19 protein-coding genes are annotated in these 23,582 nt (G+C 69.1%); 14 read left to right on the plus strand and 5 right to left on the minus strand.

Going from position 1 to position 23,582, the window contains the following annotated elements:
• Positions 1-64: 64 nt before the first annotated feature.
• From AC1REM_RS02245 to AC1REM_RS02255, 3 genes are read left to right on the plus strand one after another with little or no spacing between them, the layout of a single operon-like run.
• Positions 65-1,174, plus strand: a complete 1,110-nt coding sequence (locus AC1REM_RS02245) for a FecCD family ABC transporter permease (protein WP_492513123.1) — start codon at positions 65-67, stop codon at positions 1,172-1,174.
• On the plus strand, positions 1,171-1,983 hold the full coding sequence (locus tag AC1REM_RS02250; RefSeq protein ID WP_492513124.1) for an ABC transporter ATP-binding protein: 813 nt from the start codon (positions 1,171-1,173) through the stop codon (positions 1,981-1,983). Before AC1REM_RS02245 ends, AC1REM_RS02250 begins: the two co-directional genes overlap by 4 nt.
• The gene (locus tag AC1REM_RS02255; protein ID WP_492513125.1) at positions 1,980-2,987 is read left to right on the plus strand and encodes an ABC transporter substrate-binding protein; all 1,008 of its coding nucleotides are present in this window, start codon (positions 1,980-1,982) and stop codon (positions 2,985-2,987) included. Before AC1REM_RS02250 ends, AC1REM_RS02255 begins: the two co-directional genes overlap by 4 nt.
• Here AC1REM_RS02255 and AC1REM_RS02260 read toward each other — a convergent pair.
• Genes AC1REM_RS02260 through AC1REM_RS02275 form a run of 4 tightly spaced genes read right to left on the minus strand, consistent with a single transcriptional unit; the run spans position 2,941 to position 6,729 of the window.
• The gene (locus tag AC1REM_RS02260) at positions 2,941-3,978 is read right to left on the minus strand and encodes an acyltransferase family protein (RefSeq protein ID WP_492513126.1); all 1,038 of its coding nucleotides are present in this window, start codon (positions 3,976-3,978) and stop codon (positions 2,941-2,943) included. The two genes, AC1REM_RS02255 and AC1REM_RS02260, sit on opposite strands and share 47 nt — an antisense overlap.
• Entirely contained in the window at positions 3,975-4,976 is a 1,002-nt protein-coding gene (locus AC1REM_RS02265) for a D-alanine--D-alanine ligase (protein ID WP_492513127.1), read from the minus strand. Before AC1REM_RS02265 ends, AC1REM_RS02260 begins: the two co-directional genes overlap by 4 nt.
• Positions 4,973-6,109 (minus strand): alanine racemase, encoded by a 1,137-nt coding sequence (gene alr, locus AC1REM_RS02270; RefSeq protein ID WP_492513128.1) that lies wholly within the window; start codon positions 6,107-6,109, stop codon positions 4,973-4,975. Before alr ends, AC1REM_RS02265 begins: the two co-directional genes overlap by 4 nt.
• On the minus strand, positions 6,106-6,729 hold the full coding sequence (locus AC1REM_RS02275; protein WP_492513129.1) for a M15 family metallopeptidase: 624 nt from the start codon (positions 6,727-6,729) through the stop codon (positions 6,106-6,108). Before AC1REM_RS02275 ends, alr begins: the two co-directional genes overlap by 4 nt.
• Before the next feature lie 86 nt (positions 6,730-6,815).
• On the opposite strand from AC1REM_RS02275, the gene AC1REM_RS02280 reads away from it, so the two are divergent.
• Positions 6,816-7,490, plus strand: coding sequence for a response regulator transcription factor (locus AC1REM_RS02280; RefSeq protein WP_492513130.1), 675 nt, complete (start codon positions 6,816-6,818; stop codon positions 7,488-7,490).
• Positions 7,483-8,559, plus strand: a complete 1,077-nt coding sequence (locus tag AC1REM_RS02285) for a sensor histidine kinase (protein WP_492513131.1) — start codon at positions 7,483-7,485, stop codon at positions 8,557-8,559. Before AC1REM_RS02280 ends, AC1REM_RS02285 begins: the two co-directional genes overlap by 8 nt.
• A gap of 7 nt (positions 8,560-8,566) precedes the next feature.
• Here the strand turns inward: AC1REM_RS02285 and AC1REM_RS02290 are convergent, their stop codons facing one another.
• Positions 8,567-10,084 (minus strand): SDR family NAD(P)-dependent oxidoreductase, encoded by a 1,518-nt coding sequence (locus tag AC1REM_RS02290; RefSeq protein ID WP_492513132.1) that lies wholly within the window; start codon positions 10,082-10,084, stop codon positions 8,567-8,569.
• Positions 10,085-10,181: 97 nt separating this feature from the next.
• On the opposite strand from AC1REM_RS02290, the gene AC1REM_RS02295 reads away from it, so the two are divergent.
• From AC1REM_RS02295 to menC, 9 genes are all read left to right on the plus strand, one after another.
• On the plus strand, positions 10,182-11,789 hold the full coding sequence (locus AC1REM_RS02295) for a PucR family transcriptional regulator (protein WP_492513133.1): 1,608 nt from the start codon (positions 10,182-10,184) through the stop codon (positions 11,787-11,789).
• A gap of 146 nt (positions 11,790-11,935) precedes the next feature.
• Complete coding sequence (locus AC1REM_RS02300; protein WP_492513134.1) at positions 11,936-13,525, plus strand: ABC transporter substrate-binding protein; 1,590 nt, start codon at positions 11,936-11,938, stop codon at positions 13,523-13,525.
• Between the two features lie 24 nt (positions 13,526-13,549).
• Positions 13,550-14,548 (plus strand): ABC transporter permease, encoded by a 999-nt coding sequence (locus AC1REM_RS02305; RefSeq protein ID WP_492513135.1) that lies wholly within the window; start codon positions 13,550-13,552, stop codon positions 14,546-14,548.
• A 3-nt stretch (positions 14,549-14,551) separates the two neighbouring features.
• Positions 14,552-16,357 (plus strand): dipeptide/oligopeptide/nickel ABC transporter permease/ATP-binding protein, encoded by a 1,806-nt coding sequence (locus tag AC1REM_RS02310; protein WP_492513136.1) that lies wholly within the window; start codon positions 14,552-14,554, stop codon positions 16,355-16,357.
• Positions 16,354-17,148, plus strand: coding sequence for an ABC transporter ATP-binding protein (locus AC1REM_RS02315; RefSeq protein WP_492513137.1), 795 nt, complete (start codon positions 16,354-16,356; stop codon positions 17,146-17,148). The genes AC1REM_RS02310 and AC1REM_RS02315 overlap by 4 nt, the downstream gene beginning before the upstream one ends.
• A gap of 11 nt (positions 17,149-17,159) precedes the next feature.
• On the plus strand, positions 17,160-20,501 hold the full coding sequence (locus tag AC1REM_RS02320) for a serine hydrolase (RefSeq protein WP_492513138.1): 3,342 nt from the start codon (positions 17,160-17,162) through the stop codon (positions 20,499-20,501).
• Positions 20,494-21,645, plus strand: a complete 1,152-nt coding sequence (locus tag AC1REM_RS02325; protein ID WP_492513139.1) for a M20/M25/M40 family metallo-hydrolase — start codon at positions 20,494-20,496, stop codon at positions 21,643-21,645. The genes AC1REM_RS02320 and AC1REM_RS02325 overlap by 8 nt, the downstream gene beginning before the upstream one ends.
• Positions 21,638-22,414, plus strand: a complete 777-nt coding sequence (locus AC1REM_RS02330) for a GNAT family N-acetyltransferase (RefSeq protein ID WP_492513140.1) — start codon at positions 21,638-21,640, stop codon at positions 22,412-22,414. The genes AC1REM_RS02325 and AC1REM_RS02330 overlap by 8 nt, the downstream gene beginning before the upstream one ends.
• A complete protein-coding gene (menC, locus tag AC1REM_RS02335) occupies positions 22,414-23,565 on the plus strand; it encodes an o-succinylbenzoate synthase (RefSeq protein WP_492513141.1) in 1,152 nt (383 codons plus the stop codon). Before AC1REM_RS02330 ends, menC begins: the two co-directional genes overlap by 1 nt.
• Positions 23,566-23,582 lie beyond the last annotated feature (17 nt).

Consider the following 23,582-nt stretch of genomic DNA (forward strand, 5'->3'; position numbering starts at 1 on the left):
AGTTCTCCTCGGGTCGAGAACAGCGTAACTGAGAATGATTCTCATTATGTATAAGATAGCGGTCGTGCTTTCCGCTCTGACTCGCCCCCCACGCCGTGACGCGCCGCAGCGATCCCGCCTTCGCGAACACACCGATACCCCCCTTGCGCCCGCGATCCTTGCTCTCACCGCGCTGATCGTCGTCGTGCTGATCCTCTCGTCCGCAACGGGAACGATCGCCGTCTCCCCTCTCGAAGCGTCGAAGATCGTCACTGGACACCTCATGCCGGGAATGCCATGGATGTCCGATGGCACCCTCACCACGCTGCAAGACCAGGCCGTGTGGCAGTTCCGCCTCCCCCGCACCCTCCTCGCTGGCCTCACCGGAGCAGCTCTCGCCCTGGCTGGCGCCATCATGCAGGTCGTCGTACGCAACCCCCTAGCCGAGCCCTACATTCTCGGTGTCTCCTCCGGAGCCAGCGTGGGCGCAGTGCTGGTGATCGTTTCGGGAGGAGCTGCCTTTCTCGGCCTGTCGATGAGCGGAGCGGCCTTCCTCGGCGCTGTGCTCACCTGCCTCGCCGTCGCCGTCCTCGCGCAGAACCGCGGCGAGTTGTCACCCACGCGCATGATCCTCGCCGGGGTCGCGCTCGGCGCACTGCTGAGCGCGGTGACGAGCTACCTCACTATCACCACCGACGCCCAGAACGTCGTCAGCGTCATGTTCTTCCTGCTCGGCAGCGTTTCCGCCGCAACCCTGCCCTCTCTGCTCATCCCCGCGCTCGCCCTGCTTCTCGCCTGCATCGTCGTGTCCGGCCTGATCCGCCCCATGAACGCCCTGCTCGCCGGCGACGAATCCGCCCTCGCCGTCGGAGTCCGCACCACCCGGCTCCGGGCGGTGCTGCTGGTCGTCGCCTCGCTCCTGACGGGCGCCGTGGTCGCCGTCAGCGGGGGGATCGGCTTCGTCGGCCTCGTGATACCGCACATCGCCCGGCTTCTCGTCGGCTCGGATCACCGCCGGATGCTGCCGATCACCGTACTCGGCGGCGCGCTCTTCCTCATGGTCGCCGACCTCCTCGCCCGCACCGTCGCCGCTCCCGCAGAGATCCCTCTCGGCATCCTCACTGCCTTCGTCGGCGCCCCCTTCTTCCTCTGGCTCCTGCGCCAGAGCGGTGAGCGCGCAGGGTTCGACCGATGAGCGTGTCCTTCCACCGCGTCTCGGTGACGCTCGGGAGCCAGCCCGTGCTGCACGAGATCGATCTGCACATCGGCACCGGTCGCATCGTCGGGCTCGTCGGCCCGAACGGCAGCGGCAAATCGACACTGCTGCGCACCCTCTTCGCCGGGCGCCGCCCGCACAGCGGGCACGTATCCATCGACGGCACGGACATCACACGCATGTCGGCGCGCACGCTCGCCCGCACAGTCTCGGTCATGCTGCAGGACGCCCCCTCGGATTTCGACCTGACCGTGCGCGAGACCGTCGCCGTCGGCCGCGCACCTCATCGCCCGCCGTTCAGCCGGGACACCGCGAACGATCGCCGCATCGTCGACGATGCGCTGCGCACCGCCGACGTACTCGACCTCGGCGACCGTCTCGTGCGCCGCCTCTCCGGCGGCCAGCGACAGCGCGTGATGCTCGCGCGCGCCCTTGCCCAAGACGGCGCAGTACTCGTGCTCGACGAACCCACGAATCACCTCGACATCGCCCACCAGCTCGACCTCATGCGGGTCATCAGCGGCCTGGGCAAGACGGTGATCGCCGCCCTCCACGACCTGAACATCGCCGCAGCCTTCTGCGACGACATCGCCGTACTCAGAGAAGGACGACTCGTCGCATCCGGAATCCCCGAGCACGTCCTCACCCCCGCCCTGGTCGGCGACGTGTTCGCCGTCGATGCTCGCATCGCTCTCGAAAACGACACAGGCAACCGATCAATGACCTTCCATCCTCGATCCCCCTCCGACGGGCAGCGCCCGTCCTCACCCGCAAGGAGAACCGCATGACCACCTGGCACCGCTCATCCCGTATCGCCCTGACGGCCGCACTCAGCGGCGCAGGCCTTCTCGCGTTGACCGCCTGCGGCAGCGGCGTGACCGCCGCTGAGGCTCCCCGCGCGGAAGAGACCATCACGCTGGAGAACTGCGGTCGCACGATCGACGTCACCGCGTCGCCACGCGCTGTGGTCGGGATGCACCCCTCGCAGACGGAACTCCTTCTTCGCCTGGGGCTCTCTGATCGGCTCGTCGGACAGGCTCAGGCATCCGTCCAACCGCTGCCCGCAGACGTGGCACCCCTTGCCGCTGATGTGCCGGTGATCGGCGGAGAAGCACCACCGAGCCGGGAGGATCTGCTGGCCGCTGAACCCGACTTCGTCTACTCGCCGACAACGTACGAGTTCACCGCTGAGCAAGGGTTCGCGAGCATCGAACAACTCACGCAGGCTGGCGTGGCTGCGTACACAGCAACCGGCGGATGCTTCGACCGCCGGATGTCGGGCACCGTGGCTGATCTGTTCATCGACCTCAAGAACCTCGGCGCGATCTTCGACGTGGAGGAGAAAGCGGCCGCGCTCATCGACGAGTCCGCGGCTGAACTCGCCGCGGTCGAAGAGGCAGTGTCAACGCAGGAGAAGCTCCGCGTCGCGCAGGTCTACGTGGACGGCACCACCCTGTCTGCCATCGGCGCAGGTATCGAGTACGACATCCTCCGCCTCGCCGGAGCCGACAACGTGTACTCCCCCGACGACGCTGCCTTCGCGAGCTTCTTCGCCGCCGAGATCACCCCCGAATCGCTCGCCGCCGAAGCACCGGACGCACTCGTCTTCGCCGTGCGCAATCCCGAGCATGAAGCAGCGGTGCGCGACTACCTCACCGCGACGTTCCCTGACATGCCCGCGGTGCGCGATGGTCGCCTCATTTCGATCCCGACGTCCGACACGTTCCCCGGAACCCTCGGCAACGTCACCGTGGTGCGCGAGATCGCCGAGGCGCTCTACCCCGGAGTGTGATCCCGGTGGGGAGCGGGTCGAAGAGCACTCCGAGGCGCGCCCCCCGCAGCAGCGCATGGGTGCCGAGAGAAGCCGCGATCACAATGACGGTGAGCACCGGAGGCATGACCGCTTCGATCCACGGAGCGGTCTGCCCCGGCACCGCGCGCACCCACTGGTCGAGCAGCGCGAGCGGGATCATGTGGATCACATAGATCGGCAGAGTGCGCTGACCGAGCCAGCGCAGCGGCGCGGCCAGCGACGGCATCCGCCTGTCGATGAGGGCGCAGGCCGAGACGCCACCCAGAACCGCGAGCAGCGCGAGCACCGGCCAGACGCCGAAGACCTGCCGCGCACCAAGAAGGGCGACGGCGGCGAGCGCCCCTGCGTAGAGCACGATCCACACCAGCATCCGTGAGAACCGCGCACGCTCCGCCACGCGCATCACGAGAGCGCGACAGCGCAGCCCGATCAAGAAGAAGAGGAGATTCTGCGCCACCTGCCAGAGGTTGCCGCTGTCGGGGATCACTCCGGTCGCGATGGTCGCCGTCAGTATGAAGGCCGCCGGCAGCACCACGAACGTCGGCACGGCCCGCACGGCTCGGCCGATGACCAGATACGCGGCGAGCGCGAGGAGGAACCAGAGGTTCGTCGGACTGAACGTGAGCTGCGCGAGCAGCTCCCACCCCGTGCGTGCTCGCGCGGTGTCGAACTGCGGTGTCAACGCGAGGGCGGAGGTCTGAATCAGTACCCACAGGACGTAGATCAGGGAGAGCTGGGATGCGCGGCGCCAGAGAGCCTGCGCCTCGTTCGCCGCCACGACGCGGGCAGCGAACAGTCCGGCGACAACGAAGAACAGCGGCATCCGCAGTGGCAGCAGCTGGGTGTTGAGCGTGATCCAGAAATCCGAGATCGGATCGCCCGCCTGCACATGCTTGGTCGCAACGTGCCAGAAGACGACCAGCACGATGCACACGCCCTTGGCGACGTCGGCCCAGCCGAGCCGTGTCACGTCGTGCCCCGCAGCGCCTCCTGCCGCACCGGGCCGGGCACCGCCGCCCCCTGGACGAGACGGGTGATGAGCTCGGGATAGTCGACCCCCGCGGCGGCGAACATGCGCGGCACCTGCGAGAACGCGGTCATCCCGGGCATCGTGTTGACCTCGTTGAGCACGGGGCCGTCCGCGGTGAGGAAGAAGTCCATGCGCGCCACCCCGCGACATCCGAGGGCGTCGAACATGGTGCGCGCGGCACGAATGAGAGCCGTGCGTTCGTCCGTCGTGAGCACGGCGGGCACGGTGAACTGCGCGGTGCCGTCGTACTTCATGTCGGTGTCGAAGACGCCGCTCGCGTGGATCTCCAACGGCGGCGGCGCCCAGCAGCTGCCGTCGGCTTCGCGGATCACCGCGACGTCGATCTCCCGCGCCCGCACCACGCTCTCGATCAGGATGCGCCGGTCGAACCGGGCCGCCGTGCGCAGCGCATCGCTCAGCTGCGCGGCATCCTGCACCAGGCTCACCCCGTAGCTCGACCCCGACGACACCGGCTTCACGACGACGTCACCCTCGAACTCGATCTCGCCGATCTCTGCGGCCGCGATGACCCGGCCGGGTGCCGTGCGCACCCCGACGGATTCGGCCAGCAGCTTCGTGAGCCCCTTGTCCATGCCGATCGCACCCGCCCGCAGGTCGGATCCGACGAGGCGCGTGTGCGTCAGGGCGCAGAGCGCCGCAAGCGTGCCGTCCTCGCCGAGCGGCCCGTGTACGGCAGGGAAGAGGACATCCGCATGCCCGAGCGCCGGAAGCACGGCTGTGAGGGAGTCGGCCGGAGTCTGCCCCAGCACCTGCTCCCCCAGCCTCCAGATGCCATCGCGGCCGATCGTCACGGGATCGACGAGATATCCCGCGCCCTGAAGCGCCTCGGCCACCGCAGCCGCGGAGGCGAGCGACACCTCGTGCTCCTCGTTCTCGCCCCCGCCGACGACGATGACGGATTCCGGGATGCTGCTCACAGTGTGCTCCTTTGGACGCGCGGCCCGATGCCGCAGACGATGGTGTGGGGAATCGTGCCCGCCCAGCGGGCCCAGTCATAGATCGTGGGCGTCGCGTCGCCCTCGGGGCCGAAGATCGTGGCAACCGTGCCGCGGGCGAAGGTCTGCGGCCCGGTGTCGACGACGATCTGATCCATGGAGACGCGTCCGACGATCCGGAACGGCTGTCCGAGAATCTGGACGGATGCCGCGGGCGAGAGCTCGCGCGGAATCCCGTCGGCGTAGCCGACGCCGATCACGCTCACCCGCGTCGGCCCGTCCGTGACATGAAGGCCGCCGTAGCCAACCGGAGTGCGCGCGTCGAGCGAAGCGGAATGCACGATCGGGGCCGTGAACCGGGATGCGCCATAGAGTCCAACGGTCTGCGAGGGGTCGATGCCGACGAGTCCCGCCCCTGCACGAACGAGATCGAAGTGGGTGGCAGGATCCGTCAACGCACCGGCGGTCGCGGCGAGGTGCACGATCACCGGTCCGAGACCTGCGCGAAGCACGGCATCGCGGGCCGCGCGCATGCGGCGCACCGCCGGAGCATTCGCGGCCGGATCCGCTCGGTCTGCATGCGGCAGGTGCCCCATGATCCCGACGACGCGGATGCTGCCCTGATCCTGCCCGAATCGTGCAACCCGCAGGAGTTCCGCCCATGCGGCCACAGGGGCACCACCGCGTGCCATCCCGGTATCCATGTGCAGATGCACGCGCACCGCTGGTGTGCCCGCGTCGCGGACGTCGACGATCAGATCGCGCAGCTCCTCGCAGGACCCCACCGCCACATCGATGCCGTAGGTCGCGGCGACGGAACCGTCGATGCCGGCCGGGTGCAGCCAGGTGAGAATCGGCACAGTGAACCCGGCATGGCGAAGCATCACCGCCTCCGACACATCCGTCACTCCCAACCAGGTCGCGCCCGCGGCAAGCGCTGCCCGCGCGACGGCCACCGCGCCGTGCCCATAGCCGTCCGCCTTCACGACCGCCATGACCGGACCGTTTGTCGCCGCCTGGATCGCGCGCACGTTGCCGGCGACAGCCCCCGTGATCGTCTGCAGAGTGGGGGCGCCCAGACGCACCGTAGGAGAGGTGAGAAGCGGCGCGCTCATCGGGTCATCCGCGGGTCGGTCGTCGGGTCGCTGAACATCTCGGGGCAGCCGTTGTGCGCGGCATCCGCGCGCAGCTCGTAGTGCCACGGCTCGTTCTGATAGATCTGGCAGAGTCCGTAGTCGGCGCCGAACTGGGCGAGCCAGTCGAGCGCAGGCCAGGGGCCGAGGTCCACCGCCTCACCCGTCACGTGCTCCGACGCCGAGGGTTCCGCGACCCAGCGCGCCGCTTCTTCCGCGCCGCGCTCGGCGACAGCGTCCCGCAGCAGCAGCGCCTGGTAGTCGGGCGAACGCCAGCCGCTGTTGACGCGGACCTCGACGCCATCGGCGAGGGCATCTGTCGCGGCACGCTGCAGTGCGTCGGCGAGCGCCGGATCCAGGTTCGCAACGGCGGGCAGGTGCGCATCGAAGACGCCCACGGAGTCGCCGTCCGCGATGAATCCGTCCGCCTCGGACGTGCCGCCCGCAGAACCCTGGGCGACCACATCTCCCGTGGCGCCCAAGGCGGGAACCGCCCACTGCTGCACCGCGAGCGCCAGCAGCAGGAGGGTGGCGATCAGCGCACCGAGCACGATGGCCGGACGCCGATGCGAAACGGACGAGGACGAGGAAGAACTGCTCATGCCCCCAGCACAGTGGGTCGCGCGTTGCGAGAGCGTATGCGGTTTTCCATACGCTCCCGATACATGCGGATGCGTACGATGCAAGCATGCGTGTGTTGATCGTCGAGGACGAGCCTGAGCTCGCCGAGGCGATTCACGTCGGGCTGAGGCTGGAGGCGATCGCCTCGGACGTCGCCGGCGATGGAGACACCGCTCTGGAGCTGCTGGATATCAACAGCTACGACGTCGCCGTGCTCGACCGCGACATTCCGGGGCCCTCCGGTGACGAGATCGCGCGTCAGATCGTGGCATCCGGCAGCGGAATGCCCTTCCTCATGCTCACTGCGGCCGACCGCCTCGACGACAAGGCCAGCGGCTTCGAACTCGGCGCGGACGATTACCTCACCAAGCCCTTCGAGATGCGCGAGCTCGTGCTGCGGCTGCGCGCGCTCCAACGCCGACGCGCACACACCCGCCCGCCGGTGCACGAGATCGCCGGCCTGCGACTCGATCCCTTCCGCCGTGAGGTGTACCGCGACGATCGCTACATCGCGCTCACCCGCAAGCAGTTCGCCGTGCTGGAGGTGCTCGTCGAGGCCGCGGGTGGTGTGGTCAGCGCGGAAGCGCTACTCGAACGGGCCTGGGATGAGAACGCCGACCCCTTCACGAACGCAGTGCGCATCACGGTGTCGTCGCTGCGCAAACGTCTGGGTGAGCCCTGGCTGATCCGCACCGTCCCGGGCGTCGGCTACCGCATCGAGGCGGAGTCCTCAGATGGCTAGAGATCGCGGTCTCAGCGCACGGTGGAAGCTCACGCTCAGCTACGCCGCCGTCGTGGTCATCGTCGGGTTCGTGCTGCTCGCCGTGGTCTTCCTCTACCTGCTGCGCTACGTGCCCGACGAGAACATCACGGTTCCCAACCGCACCGACCTGGTACGCGCGTTCACCCCGCCCGCCACGTGGGCGCTCCTGTTCCTCGTCGGCTTCGGACTCGCCGGCGGGTGGCTGCTCGCGGGCCGGATGCTGACGCCCCTGACCCGCATCAGCGCGGTCGCCGAGCGGGTGGCCACCGGATCCCTCTCACATCGTGTGGCGCTGGAGGGCAGGGCCGACGAGTTCCGCGATCTCGCCGATGTCTTCGACTCGATGCTCGATCGGCTGGAGGCACAGGTCGCTGAGCAGAAGCGCTTCGCCGCGAACGCCTCGCACGAGCTGCGCACCCCGCTCGCGATCTCGCAGAGTCTGCTCGACGTCGCCCGCACCGATCCGCAACGCGATGTGGATGCGCTCATCGAGCGGCTCGACGCGGTCAACCGCCGGGCGATCGAGCTGACCGAGGCGCTGCTCACGCTCAGTCGCGCGGATGCGGGGGCCTTCTCCCGCGAGACGGTGGACCTGTCGCTGCTCGTCGAGGAGGCGGTCGAGACGCTCATCGTGCTGGCTGAGCGGCGCGGGGTGACGATCAAGGCATCCGGCGTGCCCGCGCTCGTGTCGGGGTCACCCGCACTCCTCCAGCAGCTCGTGATGAATCTCGTGCACAACGCGATCGTGCACAACCTCCCCACCGGTGGCCGGGTCGCCGTGCGGACGTCGGTGAGCTCTGAGGCCGCCGTGCTGGAGGTGGCGAACACCGGCCCGGCGCTGTCGCAGGAGCTCGTCTCAACGCTCGTCGAGCCCTTTCAACGGGGGGCCGCACGCACCGCGTCCACCGGCCAGGACCACGCGGGGGTCGGCCTCGGTCTCGCCATCGCGCATCGCATCGCGCAGGCGCACGATGGCGTCTTCGCGCTCCAGTCGCGCACGGACGGCGGTCTGTGTGTGACAGTCCGGATCCCACTCTCCGAGGCGTGACGCCTGCTCACCAGGGGTGCGGCTCGTAGTCCTTCAGGAAGACGCCGTAGATGTCATCGCCGGCTTCGCCGCGCACGATCGGGTCGTACACGCGGGCCGCACCGTCGACGAGGTCGAGCGGGGCGTGGAAGCCCTCCTCGGCCAGACGCACCTTCGTGAAGTGCGGACGCTCGTCCGTGATCCATCCGGTGTCCACCGCCGTCATGAGGATGCCGTCGGTCTCGAACATCTCACCCGCGCTCGTGCGCGTGAGCATGTTGAGCGCCGCCTTCGCCATGTTGGTGTGCGGATGCCCCGGACCCTTGTAGCGGCGGGCGAACTGCCCTTCCATCGCCGAGACGTTCACGATGTACTTGCGACGCGCCTGCGAGGCGACCATCGCGGGGCGCAGACGGCTGATGAGCAGGAAGGGCGCCGTGGTGTTGCACAACTGCACTTCGAGCATCTCGAGCGGATCGACCTGGTCGACCGACTGCACCCAGCTGTTGACGCGGTTCACGTCGGGGACGAGCCCTCCGGCGTCGATCGCGGTGCCATCCGCGTGCTTTGCGAGTGATGAGGATCCGGGAGCCATCGCGAGACGTGCCAGATCTTCTGCCGTGAGCGCCTGACCGCCCTGCTCGGCGACCGTGCCGCCGAGGGCGGCGACCGACAGCAGCGGGTGCGCGTCGACCGAGGCCTGGAGTGCCTGCGGGTGCGGATCGACGGTGTGGCCGAAGGTCTCCATCTCGGGCAGCGGACCATCCGGCAGCGGCTGCAGCTCGGCATCCGCGAGCAGCGAGTACGCACCCGGCGAGCGCCGCACGGTCTGGGCCGCGTTGTTGATGAGGATGTCGAGTGGGCCTTGCGCTGCGACCGAGTCGGCGAGGCCGATCACCTGCGCCGGGTCACGCAGGTCGATGCCGACGACCCGGAGGCGGTGCAGCCAGTCGCCCGAATCAGGCAGCGCAGAGAAGCGGCGCACGGCGTCACGCGGGAACCGCGTCGTGATCGTGAGGTGCGCGCCGTCCCGCAGCAGGCGCAGCGCGATGTGCATGCCGATCTTCGCGCGGCCGCCGGTGAGCAGCGCACGCTTTCCGGTGAGGTCGGTGCGGGCGTTGCGCTTGCCGTGGCTGGAGCGCGCGCACTGCGGGCAGAGCTGGTGATAGAACGCGTCGACGATCGTGTACGGCTGCTTGCAGATGTAGCAGTTGCGCGGCTTGAGCAGCTCGCCGGCGATCGGGGCATCCGTGACACTCGTCTCGAGATCGAGACCGCGGGTCTCGTCGTCGATGCGGTCAGGGGCGCCGGTGGCGGTGCGGGCGACGACGGCTTTGTCGGCGTTCGCGATCTCATCGCGGATCTGCCGACGGCGCACGCGCTTGACGGCCTTGAACATCGCCGCGGTCGCGTGGCGCACCGCGATGTAGTCGGGGTGCTCTTCGTTGATCGTGTCGAGCTGCTTCAGAACGCGCAGCGTCGTCGCGAGATCTTCGGGATCGAGGCCGTCGCCAAGGTCGTCGGGCACGGCAGGCGAGTCGGTCATTGGGCTGATTTTACGCGAGTGGGCTGGGAGGGGCGCCGACGCCGATCACTCGGGCGAGAACGTACGCTGGAGTCAGCCGAGAAGGAGGGGCGCCGCGATGTCCGCAGCACGCATCCGCCAGCAGACCGTCGGTGACGGCGCTGCTCGCCTCAGCCTGGTGCCGGTGCTGATGAGTGCCCAGAGCGCGAGCCGCGTCTTCACTCGCACGATGCTTCACGAGGACGGCGAGCTCGCGAACGCGCAGGACGCGCTCATCCTCGGCGTGGGGGTGCACACCGCAGCTGACGTGGCGGATGCGGCACGCGAAGCCGTTCGCGCCGGAGCCGCGGCCCTCGTCGTGCGTGAGCCCGTCCCTCTCGACGACGAGACCAGGGCGCTGGCGGAGCAGGGCGCACTGGCGATCCTCGGTGCACCGATCGGCGTCGACTGGCTGCGCCTGGCCTCCTACCTGGCGGAGGAGCCGACGACCGCGAGATACGGCATCGACGACGACGGGGATGCGGCGGCGGCATCCGATCTCTTCGACCTCGCCAACTCGCTCTCATCGGTTCTCGGGGGCCCCGTGACGATCGAGAACAATGCGCACCGCATCCTCGCGTTCTCTGCCGACCAGGCCAAGGGCGACGAGGCCCGCAAGCACAGTGTGCTCGGTCATCAGGTGCCCCAGTACTACACCGAGATCCTCGCCCGATCAGGAGCGTTACGCCGTATCGATTCCTCGGCCACGCCCGTGTTCCTGGGCTCCATCGGCGAGGGCATCCTCCCGCGCGTCGCGATGCGTGTGCGAGCAGGAGGCGAATCCCTGGGTTCGATCTGGGCCATCGTCGACGACGAGCTGACGCCCCTCCAGACCGGGGCGCTGACGGAGGCGGCGGCGGTGGCATCGATCACGCTGTTCCGGCAGCGAGCCAGTTCGGATGCGGCACGCCGCCTGCGCGCCAACGAGGTTCTCGACCTGATCGCCGGTGGAGTGCAGGCACGTGAGGCGGCGGAGCGCCTCGGGTACGGCAGCGCACCGACGTCGATCCTCGCGGCGGCGCCCGCGGGTCGCTCCGGCAGCCCGAGCGATGAGGCAGCGAACCTGCAGCGTCTCGCCGATGCGCTCGGCCTCTACCTTCACCAGCTTCACCCCCTGTCGGTGGCCGCCCCCGTGGGCGGCACGGTCTACGCCGTGCTGCCGCACCTGCAGGAGCATCCGTCCACCGACTTCGCACGGCAGGTGGCGTTGACGTTCTCGGAGCGCTTCCGGCACGGGCGCGCGGTCGTGGTCGGCGTCGGCGGTCCTGCCGCGCAGGTGACCGAGCTGCAGCATGCGCGCGCCGCAGCCGACCGCGCCCTGCGCGTGCTGGCGCACTCCTATCGCGATGCGCAGTCGCGTCGCGTCGCGACCGACGACGAGGTGCAGATCGAGTCGTTGCTGCTACGCCTGTCGGATCAGCTCACCGCCGACGGCGTCACCGCGACAGGACCGCTCGTCGACCTGCGCGCGCACGACGCCGCGCACGGAACGGAGTACGTCGTGACGCTCGCCGCCTGGCTGGACGCCTTCGGCGACGTCGGTGTGGCGGCAGAGGCGTTGCACGTGCACCCGAACACCTTCCGCTACCGCCTGCGCAAGCTCAACGCGATCGTCGGCACGGAGCTCTATGACCCGGAGCGCCGCTTCGGACTGATGTTGCAGCTGCGACTCTTCGGCATGATCTGAGGTTTTCCTCGTCGAGCACCCTCCCGTGATTTGTCCATTCGGACAATGGATGGAGCAAAGTCTGTCTCTATCGACAATGCTGTGCGCGCGCGATCATGTTGGGTAGAGGGAACGCACTCACAGCATCCACCCGATCCGGAGGCAACATGCGATCCCGAATCCTCGCGCCCCTCGCTCTCGCAGCCACGGCCGCGCTCACCCTCACCGCGTGCGCGGGCGGCGCTGCCCCCGCAGGCTCGGGCGAGCCCGCCGTCGACGGCACCTTCACGATGGCGCTGAACGCCGACCCCGGCAACCTCAACCCGCTGCTCACCGCGGGCAGCCCGACGCACCAGCTCGCGCAGCTCAGCTACGACTTCCTCGTCTACGTCGACCCGGCGACCAGCGAGGTCAGCCCATGGCTCGCCGAGTCCTGGGACGAGACGCCGTCCTCCGCGACATTCACGCTGCGTGACGGCATCGTCTGCTCGGACGGCACCCCCCTGACCGCCCAGACCGTCGCCGACAACATCACGTTCGTCACCACGGAGGACAACAAGTCCGCCCTGCGCGGCGTCTACGTCCCCGCGACGGCCAGCGCTGTCGCAGACGGCAACACCGTCACGATCTCGACGCCCGCCGCATCCCCCTTCCTCCTGCTCAATCTGTCGCGTCTGCCCATCCTCTGCGACGCCGCGCTCACCGACCCGGAGTCGGCCAGCACGGGCACTGTCGGCTCGGGCATGTACGAGCTGACCGCCTCGGTCGCAAACGACAGCTACACCTACACCCGCCGCGACGACTACGCCTGGGGACCGAACGACGCCACCGCCAAGACGGAAGGCACCCCCAAGACGGTCGAGGTGAAGATCATCACGAACGAGTCGACGGCCGCCAACCAACTGCTGTCCGGCGAGATCAACGCCGCCGTCATCACCGGCGCCGACCAGGAGCGTCTCGACGCTTCCGGCTTCGCCGCCGCAGAAAGTCGGGCGATCGCCGGCGAGATGTACTTCAACCACGGAACGGACCGACCGACCTCCGATGTCGCCGTGCGCACCGCGCTCGTGCAGGCCGTCAACCTGCAGGATCTCGCCGCGGTGATCACCGGCGGCCGCGGCGTGCCTTCCACGAGCCTCGTCTCGACCGACCCGCGCGCCTGCGTCGATGACACCGTGACCGGCAACCTGCCGGCCTTCGACCCCCAGGCCGCCGCCAAGACGCTCGAAAGCGCTGGGTGGGCAAAGGGCGCGGATGGCATCTATGCGAAGGACGGCCAGCCGCTGAGCCTGAACTTCTTCTACGACTCGATGGGCGACACCTATGACGCCGCCGCCGATGTCGCGCTGCAGGCGTGGACCGAGCTCGGTGCCGACGTCGAGGTCACCTCCGGCGACTCGAACAAGACCGTCGAGGTGCTGCTGAGCGGCACCGACAACTCCGGCTGGGACATCGCGTGGGAGCCCATCTACGTGAATCTTCCCAGCATGCTGGTGCCGTTCTTCAGCGGTCCTGCACCGGCCGAGGGTCTGAACTTCCTGCAGGTCAGCAACCCCGAGTACGACGCCGCCGTGGCCGCAGCCACCGAGCTCGTCGGCGCCGAGGCCTGCGCCGCATGGGCTGATGCCGAGAAGGCGCTGTTCGCGCAGACCTCGGTCGTGCCGTTCGCCGACTCGATCAAGAAGACCTACTTCAACGGTGCGGAGCTCGAGTTCGGAACCAGGATCTCGGGCCCGGCCCTGCGGGTCACCAAGTAAGAGAATCCCCACGTTAGCGACACGATGACTTCGATCGACGCGACCCTTCGCCCGCGGCGGACCTCCTGGTTCGCCGCGGGCGGCTGGCCATCCTTCCTCCTTCGCCGCCTGGGGCTGTTCGCTCTGTCGCTCTGGGGGCTCGTGACGGCGGCGTTCCTGATGCTGCAGCTCATCCCCGGCGACCCGGTGCGGATGGTGGTCGGGATGAACGCGTCGGTCGAGGTCGTGGAAGACATGCGCCGCCAGCTGGGGCTCGACCTTCCGCTGCATGAGCAGTACTTCCGCTTCCTGGGCGGTCTGCTCACGGGAAACCCGGGGAACTCGCTGAGCCTGCAGCAGCCGGTCTTCGACGTCATCGCGGCTCGCCTGCCCGCGACGCTCGAGCTCGCGTTGCTCACGATCGTGGTCGTGCTCGTGGTCGCAGTTCCCCTCGGCATCCTCTTCGCCGCCCTCACCCGCGGCGGACGCCGACGCGGCCTGGAGGTCGGCTACACCTCGGTCACCGGCATCTTCGCCGTGGTGCCGGAATTCCTCTTCGGCGTCGGACTCGTCTACATCTTCGCCGTCGCGACGCACCTGCTGCCGGTCGCCGGACGCACGGGGCCGGCGAGCTACGTGCTTCCGGTCGCCGCTCTCGCGCTCGGCGCGACCGCTTCCCTCTCTCGGATCGTGCGCATCGAAGCGCTGAATGTCCTCGACACCGACTACATCCGCACGGCACGCGCGAAGCGCATGCCGGCAGCTCTCCTCTACCTGCGTCACGCCCTGCCGAATCTGCTCACACCGACGCTGACGCTGGCGGGCATCATGCTCGGCTCCCTGATCGCGGGCACGATCCTGGTGGAGAGCATCTTCGCCTGGCCGGGTCTGGGGCAGACTCTCGTCGCCTCGATCACGGGCAAGGACTACCCACTCGCCCAGACTCTCGTGGTCGTCTATGGCGGGATGGTGCTGCTGATCAACCTGATCGTCGACATCGTGCTCGCCCTCATCGATCCCCGCTCCACGATCACGGAGGCGTGAGACATGACCATCGAACTCGCCCCTCCTGCCGTGCGACGCCCGCACTGGATCCGCACCACGCTGCGCACGCCGCTCGGCATCCTCGCCGCACTCGGCTTGCTCGTGCTGACGACGTTCGCGATCATCGGCCCCATCGTCTGGGGTGAGCAGGCGGTCACACCGAACCCGATGGCACTGTCGCAGGGACCGAGCGCGGAGCACATCTTCGGAACGGATGCCGCGGGCCGCGACGTCTTCGCGCGCACCATGGCGGCCACCCGACTGAGCGTGTTGATGGCTCTCGGCGCAGTCGGCCTCGGCGTCGGCATGGGCGTCGTCCTTGGCACCCTGCCCGCCCTGCTTCCGCGGTGGGCCGGTCGCATCCTCGTCGCGATCCTGAACTTCGCGATTGCCTTCCCGGCGCTGCTGCTGGCGATCTTCCTGCTGATCATCTTCGGCAAGGGCAGCGGCTCCGCGGTCCTCGCCGTCGGCATCGCGCTCGCCCCGGCGTATGCGCGCCTCACCCACACGCTGACGTCGTCGATCGCCGGGCGCGAGTTCATCGACGCCGCCCGGGTGCTCGGCGTGAGCCGTGCCGGGCTGCTCTTCCGCCACATCCTGCCAAACGTGCGCGAGCCGCTGATCGTGAACGCCTCGATCTCGCTCGGCAATGGCCTCATCGCGTTCGCTGGCCTGTCGTTCCTCGGGCTCGGCATCCAGCCGCCTGAGTTCGACTGGGGGCGGATGCTGAACGAGGGCCTGTCCAAGATCTTCGTGAACCCGGCCACGGCGCTCGCTCCTGGCATCGCCGTCGTGCTCGCGGGGCTCATCTTCACGCTCACCGGCGAGGCGATCGCGCGCGGCACAGGTGTGCAGCGCAGCCTGCCCCGCCGTCGTCCGGCGCTGCGCCTGCCCGCAGCATCCGCTCCTCAGCCGCCCGTCGCCACGGACGCCATACTCGACGTGCAGAACCTCACGGTCACAGTTCCCACAGGAGACGGCTGGAGCCGCGCCGTCGACGGCGTCAGCTTCCGCGTCGCCGCGGGGGAAGCCGTGGGCATCGTGGGCGAGTCGGGATCAGGCAAGAGCCTCACGTGCCTGTCCGTCGCCCAGCTCACGCAGGAGCCTGTGCAGGTCGACGCGGGCAGCATCCGCTTCGCCGGCACCCAGATCGCGGGCGCAGGACGCGCAGGAGCCCGACAGATCTCGAAGCTGCTCGGCACCCGCATGGCGATGGTGTTCCAGGACCCGATGTCGTCGCTCAACCCCGCGTTGCGCGTGGGCGCCCAGGTCGCGGAGATCGGCTGGCTGCACGAGGGGCTGAGCCGCAGCGAGGCCGCCCGCAAGGCGGTGCAGCGACTCCAGGACGTGAAGATTCCGGATGCCGCACGCCGAGCGAAGCAGCTTCCACATGAGTTCTCGGGCGGTATGCGCCAGCGCGCCATGATCGCGATGGGACTCATGGGCAGCCCGTCGCTCATCATCGCCGATGAGCCGACCACCGCACTCGACGTCACGGTGCAGCATGAGGTGCTACGCCTGCTGCACGACGTACGCGCAGAGACGGGCGCCGCGCTGCTGCTCATCTCCCACGACATGGCCGTGGTCACCGGCGTCTGCACGCGCGTGCTCGTCATGTACCAGGGCCACCTGGTCGAGGACATCACGACGGACGACCTGCTCGCCGGCCGCGCCACCCACCCGTACACGCGCGCCCTGCTCGCCGCAGTGCCGACCATGACTACCGATCGCGACGCCCCGCTCGCGACGATCGATGACGAGGCACGTGTCCGCTTCGCCGCCGAGACGGAGACGGAGGCCGTGCGATGACCGCGCTGCGCTTCGAGAACGTGCACGTGCATTTCGGCCGCGGTGGCCGCGCCTTCCACGCGGTGCGCGGTGTCGACCTCGAGGTCGCCTCAGGTCGCATCATGGGCCTCGTCGGAGAGTCCGGCTCCGGCAAGTCCACCCTCGCGCGTGCCGCCGTGGGACTCGTCGAACCGTCGTCGGGACGCATCACGGCCGACGGCGTCGACCTCGTGCACGCCAAGGGTGAAGCGCGGGCGCTGCGCCGTCGCATCCAGATGATCTTCCAGGATCCCTCGGCGTGCCTCGACCCCCGCATGACGATCAGCGACTCGATCGCCGAGGCGCTCACGGCGGCCGCGCGCCGCGACGGGAAGCCCCGACCGCGTCGCACCGAGATCGCCGCGCAGGTCGAGCGCCTGCTGCAGACCGTGCACCTCGACCCCCGCAAAGCGCACGATCTGCCGACGGCGTTCTCGGGCGGACAGCGCCAGCGCATCGCGATCGCACGCGCATTGGCCGCCTCCCCGACCGTTCTGCTGGCCGACGAGATCACCTCGGCGCTCGATGTCTCGGTGCAGGGCGCCGTGCTCAATCTGCTCCTCGAACTGCAGCGCGAACTTCAGCTCACGATGCTCTTCGTCAGCCACAACCTCGCCGTCGTGCGCTACGTGTGCGATGACGTCGCGGTCATGCGCCACGGCGAACTGGTCGAGACGGGGCCCGTGCTCGACGTGATCGACAACCCCCAGCATGAGTACACGCGCGGACTGATGGCCGCGATTCCCCAGCTCGGCGAAACCCTGTTCCGATGAAGGATGATGCGATGAACGACACCCAGAGCCCTTCGACGCGCCCCGCGCAGATCGACGACTACCTCGATGTCGTGGTCCCCACGGCGCCGGTGACGAACTCTGCCGGACGCACGGTCTTCGTGCGCTCGGCCGTCGACCGGGCGGCTGACGGCAACGACTTCTCCCTCTGGCTGATCGAGGATGGCACAGTTCGCCGTCTCACCGAGGGTCCGTCGGATGCGGCCCCGGCCTGGAACGAGAGCACGGGCGACATCGTCTTCGTGCGTCCGGATGCGGCGGGCCTGCCGCAGCTGTGGGCGATCCACCCTGACGGCGGCGCCCCGCGCGCTCTGACGCACGCGGATCCGCGCCTCCCGCAGGGTGTCGGCGCGCCTGCCATGTCGCCCGATGGCACGCGTATCGCCTTCGCCGCCTCCGTCTCGCGGCGCGCTGATGACAGCGGCGTCCTCGTCGCACCGGATCGCCGCTACAAGATCGACGGTGTCGGTGTGCGTGCGGACGCGCGCAGTCATCTGTTCCAGCTCTCACTCGCCACGGGCCGCATCACCCGACTCACCGACGGCGACTTCGACGCGACGGCACCGGCATATTCCCCGGACGGCATGTCTCTCGCGTTTGCCGCGGACAACGACGCGGATGCTGTGGAGCAGCGCTCCTCGCAGGTGCATGTGCTCGACCTCTCGCTGCTCAGCTACCCGACGCGCGCGATCGGCACCGCGACGGCCGTTCACGGCCCGCTGCTCTGGACTCCCAGCGGCGACGCCGTCATCGCGGTCGGAGCCACAGCCCCCGCCGTGGGACACGCACACCTGCTGGTGCTGAGCCTCGACCCGGCGGTCGCCGACCGCTCGCTCACCGCTGCACTCGACCGCAACGTCATGCCCGGCGGCCCCGGCTACCCCGGCGGACGCCCCGCGCTCACCGCTGACGGCGAGGTTGCCTTCTGCCTGCGGGAAGGCGGATCCACCGAGATCTGGGCCGTGCCGCTCGCCGGCGGCGAGGCGCGTCCGATCCTCACCGGAACGCAGCGGGTCGTCTCCGGAATCGCCGTGGGCGCGACCTCGGTGCGCGCCGTTCTCGCGACGCCCACGAGCTTCGGCGAGATCGTCGAGGTGCCCCTCGCTGCAGCATCCGAAGGGGACCCAGCGGTCCTGACCTCGTTCGGAGCCGCACTCGACGGCGTGGAGTTCCCTGCTGCGCAGTGCAGGACCTTTACGATCTCGGATGGCACGACGGTCGAGGCGTTCCTCCTTCGCGACCCCGCGCTCACTGTCGCAGGGCCTCTCGTGCTGGACGTGCACGGCGGCCCGCACAACGCGTGGACGGGAACACAGTCGGTCATGCAGCCGCACCACGCCGACCTCGTCTCCCGTGGCTACACCGTGCTCATGGTGAACCCGCGCGGCAGCGACGGTTACGGCGAGGACTTCTTCACCGCCGTCTACGACGCCTGGGGTGAGGCCGACCTGCAGGACTTTCTGGAGCCGATCGACCAGCTCGTCGCGGAGGGAATCGCCGACCCGGCGCAGCTCGTCGTCACCGGCTACAGCTACGGCGGCTTCATGACCTGCGCGCTGACGGCGTGGACCGATCGCTTCGTCGCCGCCGTCACGGGCGGACTCGTCGCCGATCTGGGACAGTTCGCCGGGGCATCCACCGACGGCATCCTGCTCGACCGCCTCGAGTTCGATCCCCAGAGCGGCCGTGCCAGCGTGCTCTCACCGCTCGCCCGCGTCAGCGAGGTCACGGCGCCGACGCTCATCCTGCACGGCGGCGCCGATCTGCTGTGTCCGGTGCTCCAGGCCGAACAGTGGCACGCGGGCCTCGCACTCGCCGGCGTCGAGTCCGAGCTCGTCGTCTACCCCGGGGGCGCGCACGCGTTCGTGCTCAACGGCACGCCCTCGCACCGGGTGGACTACAGCCGCCGCCTCGTCGCCTGGTTCGAGCGTCAGCTGTCCCCGCTGCCCGCGAAGGCCACCGTCGACCGGGCGCTCTGGCAGCGCCGCCTGGAGACCGTGCTCGACAAGTACGGCATCCCCGGTGCCAGCTTCGGCATCCTCACGACGACCCGCTCGGGCGTGGAGGTCGACGTCGTCTCGGCCGGAGTCCTGAATGCGACGACCGGTGCCCCCGCGACGCCCGATGCACTGTTCCAGATCGGCTCGATCACGAAGACCTGGACGGGCGTGCTCGTCATGCAGCTCGTCGAGGAGGGGCTGCTCGACCTGGATGCCCCGGTGCGGGCCGTTCTGCCGCAGTTCGCCGTTGCCGACGAAGCGGTCTCGGTGAGTGTGACCGCGCGCCAGCTGCTCACGCACACGAGCGGCATCGACGGCGATGTCTTCCTCGACACGGGCCGCGGCGACGACAACGTGGCACGGTATCTCGAGGCGCTCGGCGACGTCGTGCAGAACTTCGCTCCCGGCGCGGACTGGTCGTACTGCAACACCGCCTTCGGCATCCTCGGGCGCATGATCGAGGTGCTCCGCGGGGCGACCTGGGACGAGGTGCTGCGCGAGCGCATCCTCGAACCGCTCGGCCTCACGCACACCACGACACTGCCCGAGGACACGCTGCGCTTCGCCTCCGCCGTCGGCCACACCGGTGATATCCGCGACGGCTCCGCGGCGCCGGTGTCGCACGTCATGATCACGCGCTCGGCGGGACCCGCGGGTCTCATCAGCGCCCGCGCCGAGGACGTCCTGCGCTTCGCTGCGGACTCCCTCGCCGAGAACCCTGTGCTGCTGTCGCGGGCATCGCACGCCGCCATGATCGAAGACCAGAAGGTCGTCGGCATGACCGGCTTCGCCGACGTGCAGGGCCTTGCATGGATCCAGCATGTGTGGAGCGGCCACCGCATCCACGGCCACGATGGCGGCACGCTGGGACAGCAGGCGTTCCTGCGGATCTCCGCAGATGCCGGCATCGCGGTGGTCCTGCTCGCGAACGGCGGCCTGATGGGCGCTGCGGCGAATGAGCTGATGCGCGATGCCTTCCGCAGCATCGCGGGCATCGAGGCATCCGCCCCCTTCGGCCCCGATCCGGCCGGTGCCCCGATCACCGCGGAAGAGGCTGCCGAACTCGTCGGCACCTACGGCGACGCGGCCGCGAGCATCACGATCAGCTGGGACGGCGAGACGCTGAGCGCCGAGCGCACCGACAGCGCCAACCCGTCGGGCCGCGAGCTCATGGAGTGGACGACGTCATTCCAGATCATCAGAGCAGCGGATGGCGCCTACGCCGCGACCGTTCCCGGCATGCCCCTGTACCCCCGTGTGTGGCGGCACGACCACCCGGGTGGCACCGTGCTGCACTTCGGTACACGGGCATTCCGAAAGGCACAGGATGCCTGAGGCCCGCCTTCTCACCACAGCCCAGACCCGGCTCGACGCGCTCGTCGCCGATGCGATCGATCTCATGCGGGTCGAGTCGCCGTCCGCGGATCATGCTGCCGTCGCGCAGAGCGCCGATGCTGTCAGCGCCCTCGTGCGCAGGCGGCTCGGGAGCGAACCGGAGCGCATCGTCATCGACGGCGTGACGCACCTGCGCTGGCACGGGGGCGCATCGACACGTGTCGTGATCGTCGCGCACCACGACACGGTGTGGCCGGTCGGCACACTGCAGCGCATCCCCGCAGAGGTGCACGACGGGATCCTGCGCGGCCCTGGGTCGGTCGACATGAAGACCGGCATCGCGATGGCCGTGCATGCACTCGCGATCCTGAAGGAGCAGGATGCGAGTGCACTCGACGGCGTCACCCTGCTGGTGACCGGCGATGAAGAGGTGGGATCGCCGAGCTCGCGCGCCCTCATCGAAGAGACCGCGGCCGGAGCATCCGCCGCCCTCGTCCTGGAAGCAGGCGGCGACGCCGGCGAACTCAAGACGCAGCGCAAGGGCACGTCGATGTACCGCTTCACGGTGCATGGGCTGGCCGCGCACGCCGGGCTCGAACCCGACCGTGGTGTGAACGCCGTCGTCGGTCTCGCCGAGGTGATCCTGGCGGTCAACGCGCTGCACGCGAGCGAGCCCGGTCTCAGCGTCGTGCCGAGTGTGATCTCCGGTGGGACCACCACGAACACCGTGCCGGCCGAGGCTGTGCTCGACGTGGACGTGCGGGTGACCTCCGTCGCCTCGCAGCAGCGCGTCGATCAGGCGATGCGTGCGATCGCGCCGCAGCTCTCCGGCGCGAGAGTGACAGTGACCGGCGGTCCGAACCGCGCCCCGCTGGAGTCCGCGATGTCCGCGGATCTCTTCGCATTGGCCGGTCGTGTCGCGTCCGCCGAGGGACTCGACGTACCAGCACCGTTGCATGTCGGCGGCGCCTCCGATGGCAACTTCACCGCAGGCATCGGAGTGCCCACTCTCGATGGGCTGGGCGCGTGGGGCGGAGGCGCGCACGCGGAGAGCGAGCACGCCGTCGTCGCGGGTATCCCGTCTCGCGTCGCACTGCTCGCAGGCCTCGTGCGCGCGCTGATCGAGGGCGGCGCGGATGTCTGAGCAGTTCACGGTCCGCGAGATCGACGGCCATGAGAACCTCGCCGCGCTCGTCACTGTCCTCGATCGCATCTGGGGCACGAGCCCCGGCAAGACGATGCTCGACCTGGCGATGCTCATCGCGCTGCGCTCGGGTGGCCACTACACGGCGGCCGCCTTCGTCGGCGACGAGATCGTCGGCGGATGCATCGGATTCCACGTCGAACCGCTCGGCGAGGCTCTGCACTCGCACATCGCAGGAGTCATCCCGCAATATGCCTCGATGGGCATAGGTCGCGCTCTGAAGGAGCACCAACGCGAATGGTGCCTCGCCCGAGGCATCCGCGAAGTGCGCTGGACCTTCGATCCGCTCGTCTCACGCAACGCGCATTTCAATCTGCGCTCTCTCGGCGCCGCCCCCGTGAAGTACCACGCGAACTACTACGGCGAGATGACCGACGGTGTCAACCAGGGCGATGAGAGCGACCGAATGCTCGTCGCCTGGCAGCTCCAGGGCGCCGGGCGCCTCCCCGAACCCCTGCAGGCCGCGGACGCGGCACCGCTGCTGGCCATGGCCGCGGACGGGCGTCCTGTCATCGACACCGGCGCGCTCGGCGCCGATGTCGTCGCCGTGCAGACGCCCGCCGACATCGAGCGGATGCGCCTGGAGGACCCGGCCGCCGCGCGCACCTGGCGTCTCGCGTTGCGTGAGGCTCTGCCGGAGGTCGTCGAGAACTGGGAGTCACTCGGATTCGACTCCGCCCACCGCTACATCTTCCGCAGGAGGAACTAATGCTCATCGAATCGATCCAGCTCCGCGAGCTCTCGCTGCCGATCGTCTCGCCCTTCACGACCTCGTTCGGAACCCAGACGGTGCGCAACACCTACCTGCTGCGAATCGCAGGCGCCGTGCGCACCGCGCAGGGCACCGAGTCGGTCGTCGGCTGGGGTGAGTGCGTCAGCCTCTCCGATCCGGTCTACTCGTCGGAGTACCTGCGCGGCGCCCGCGAAGTCACCGAGCGCTACCTCGTCCCCGCGCTGTTCGCGGCGCAGGAGTCGGGTCGCGAGATCACGGCCGAGACCGTCGCATCCGTCCTCGAGCACATCGTCGGACACCGCATGGCGAAGTCGGCTCTGGAGATGGCCGTCCTCGACGCGCAGCTGCGCGGACACGGCATCTCGTTCGCGTCGTATTTCGGGGCGACGCGCACCGCGGTGCCGTCGGGCGTCTCGGTCGGCATCCAGGACTCGATCGACGACCTGCTCGGTGCGGTCGGCGGCTACCTCGAAGAGGGCTACGTCCGCATCAAGCTGAAGATCCAGCCCGGATGGGACATCGAGCCGGTCGCTGCCGTGCGACGCGCCTTCGGCGATGATGTGTCGCTGCAGGTCGATGCGAACGCCGCCTACACGCTGGTGGATGCCCGCCAGCTGCGTCGCCTCGACGACTACGGCCTGCTGCTGATCGAGCAGCCGCTCGCGGAGGACGATCTCGTCCAGCACGCGAAGCTCGCGCAGATGATGCACACGCCGATCTGCCTGGACGAGTCGATCGAGTCGGCGAAGGACACCGCGGATGCGATCAGCCTCGGTGCCGCATCCGTCATCAACGTCAAGCCCGGCCGGGTCGGCGGCTACCTCGAAGCGCGTCGCATCCACGACCTCGCGCGTGCGCACGGCGTCGCCGTCTGGTGCGGCGGAATGCTGGAGACGGGGCTCGGCCGCGCGGCGAACACCGCGCTCGCCGCTCTCGACGGCTTCACCCTGCCCGGCGACATCTCCGCCTCCGATCGCTTCTACCGTCAGGACATCACCGAGCCCTTCGTGCTGCGCGATGGCATGATCGACGTCCCGCAGGGTCCAGGACTCGGCGTCGCCCCGATCCCGGAGGTGCTCGATGCACTCGCCGCACCCCCTGTAGAGCTCTGGTCCGCCGCGCGCTGACCCGCTCCTCCGTTCGG

The organism is Microbacterium sp. GW823-FHT02G05 (genome assembly GCF_058797175.1).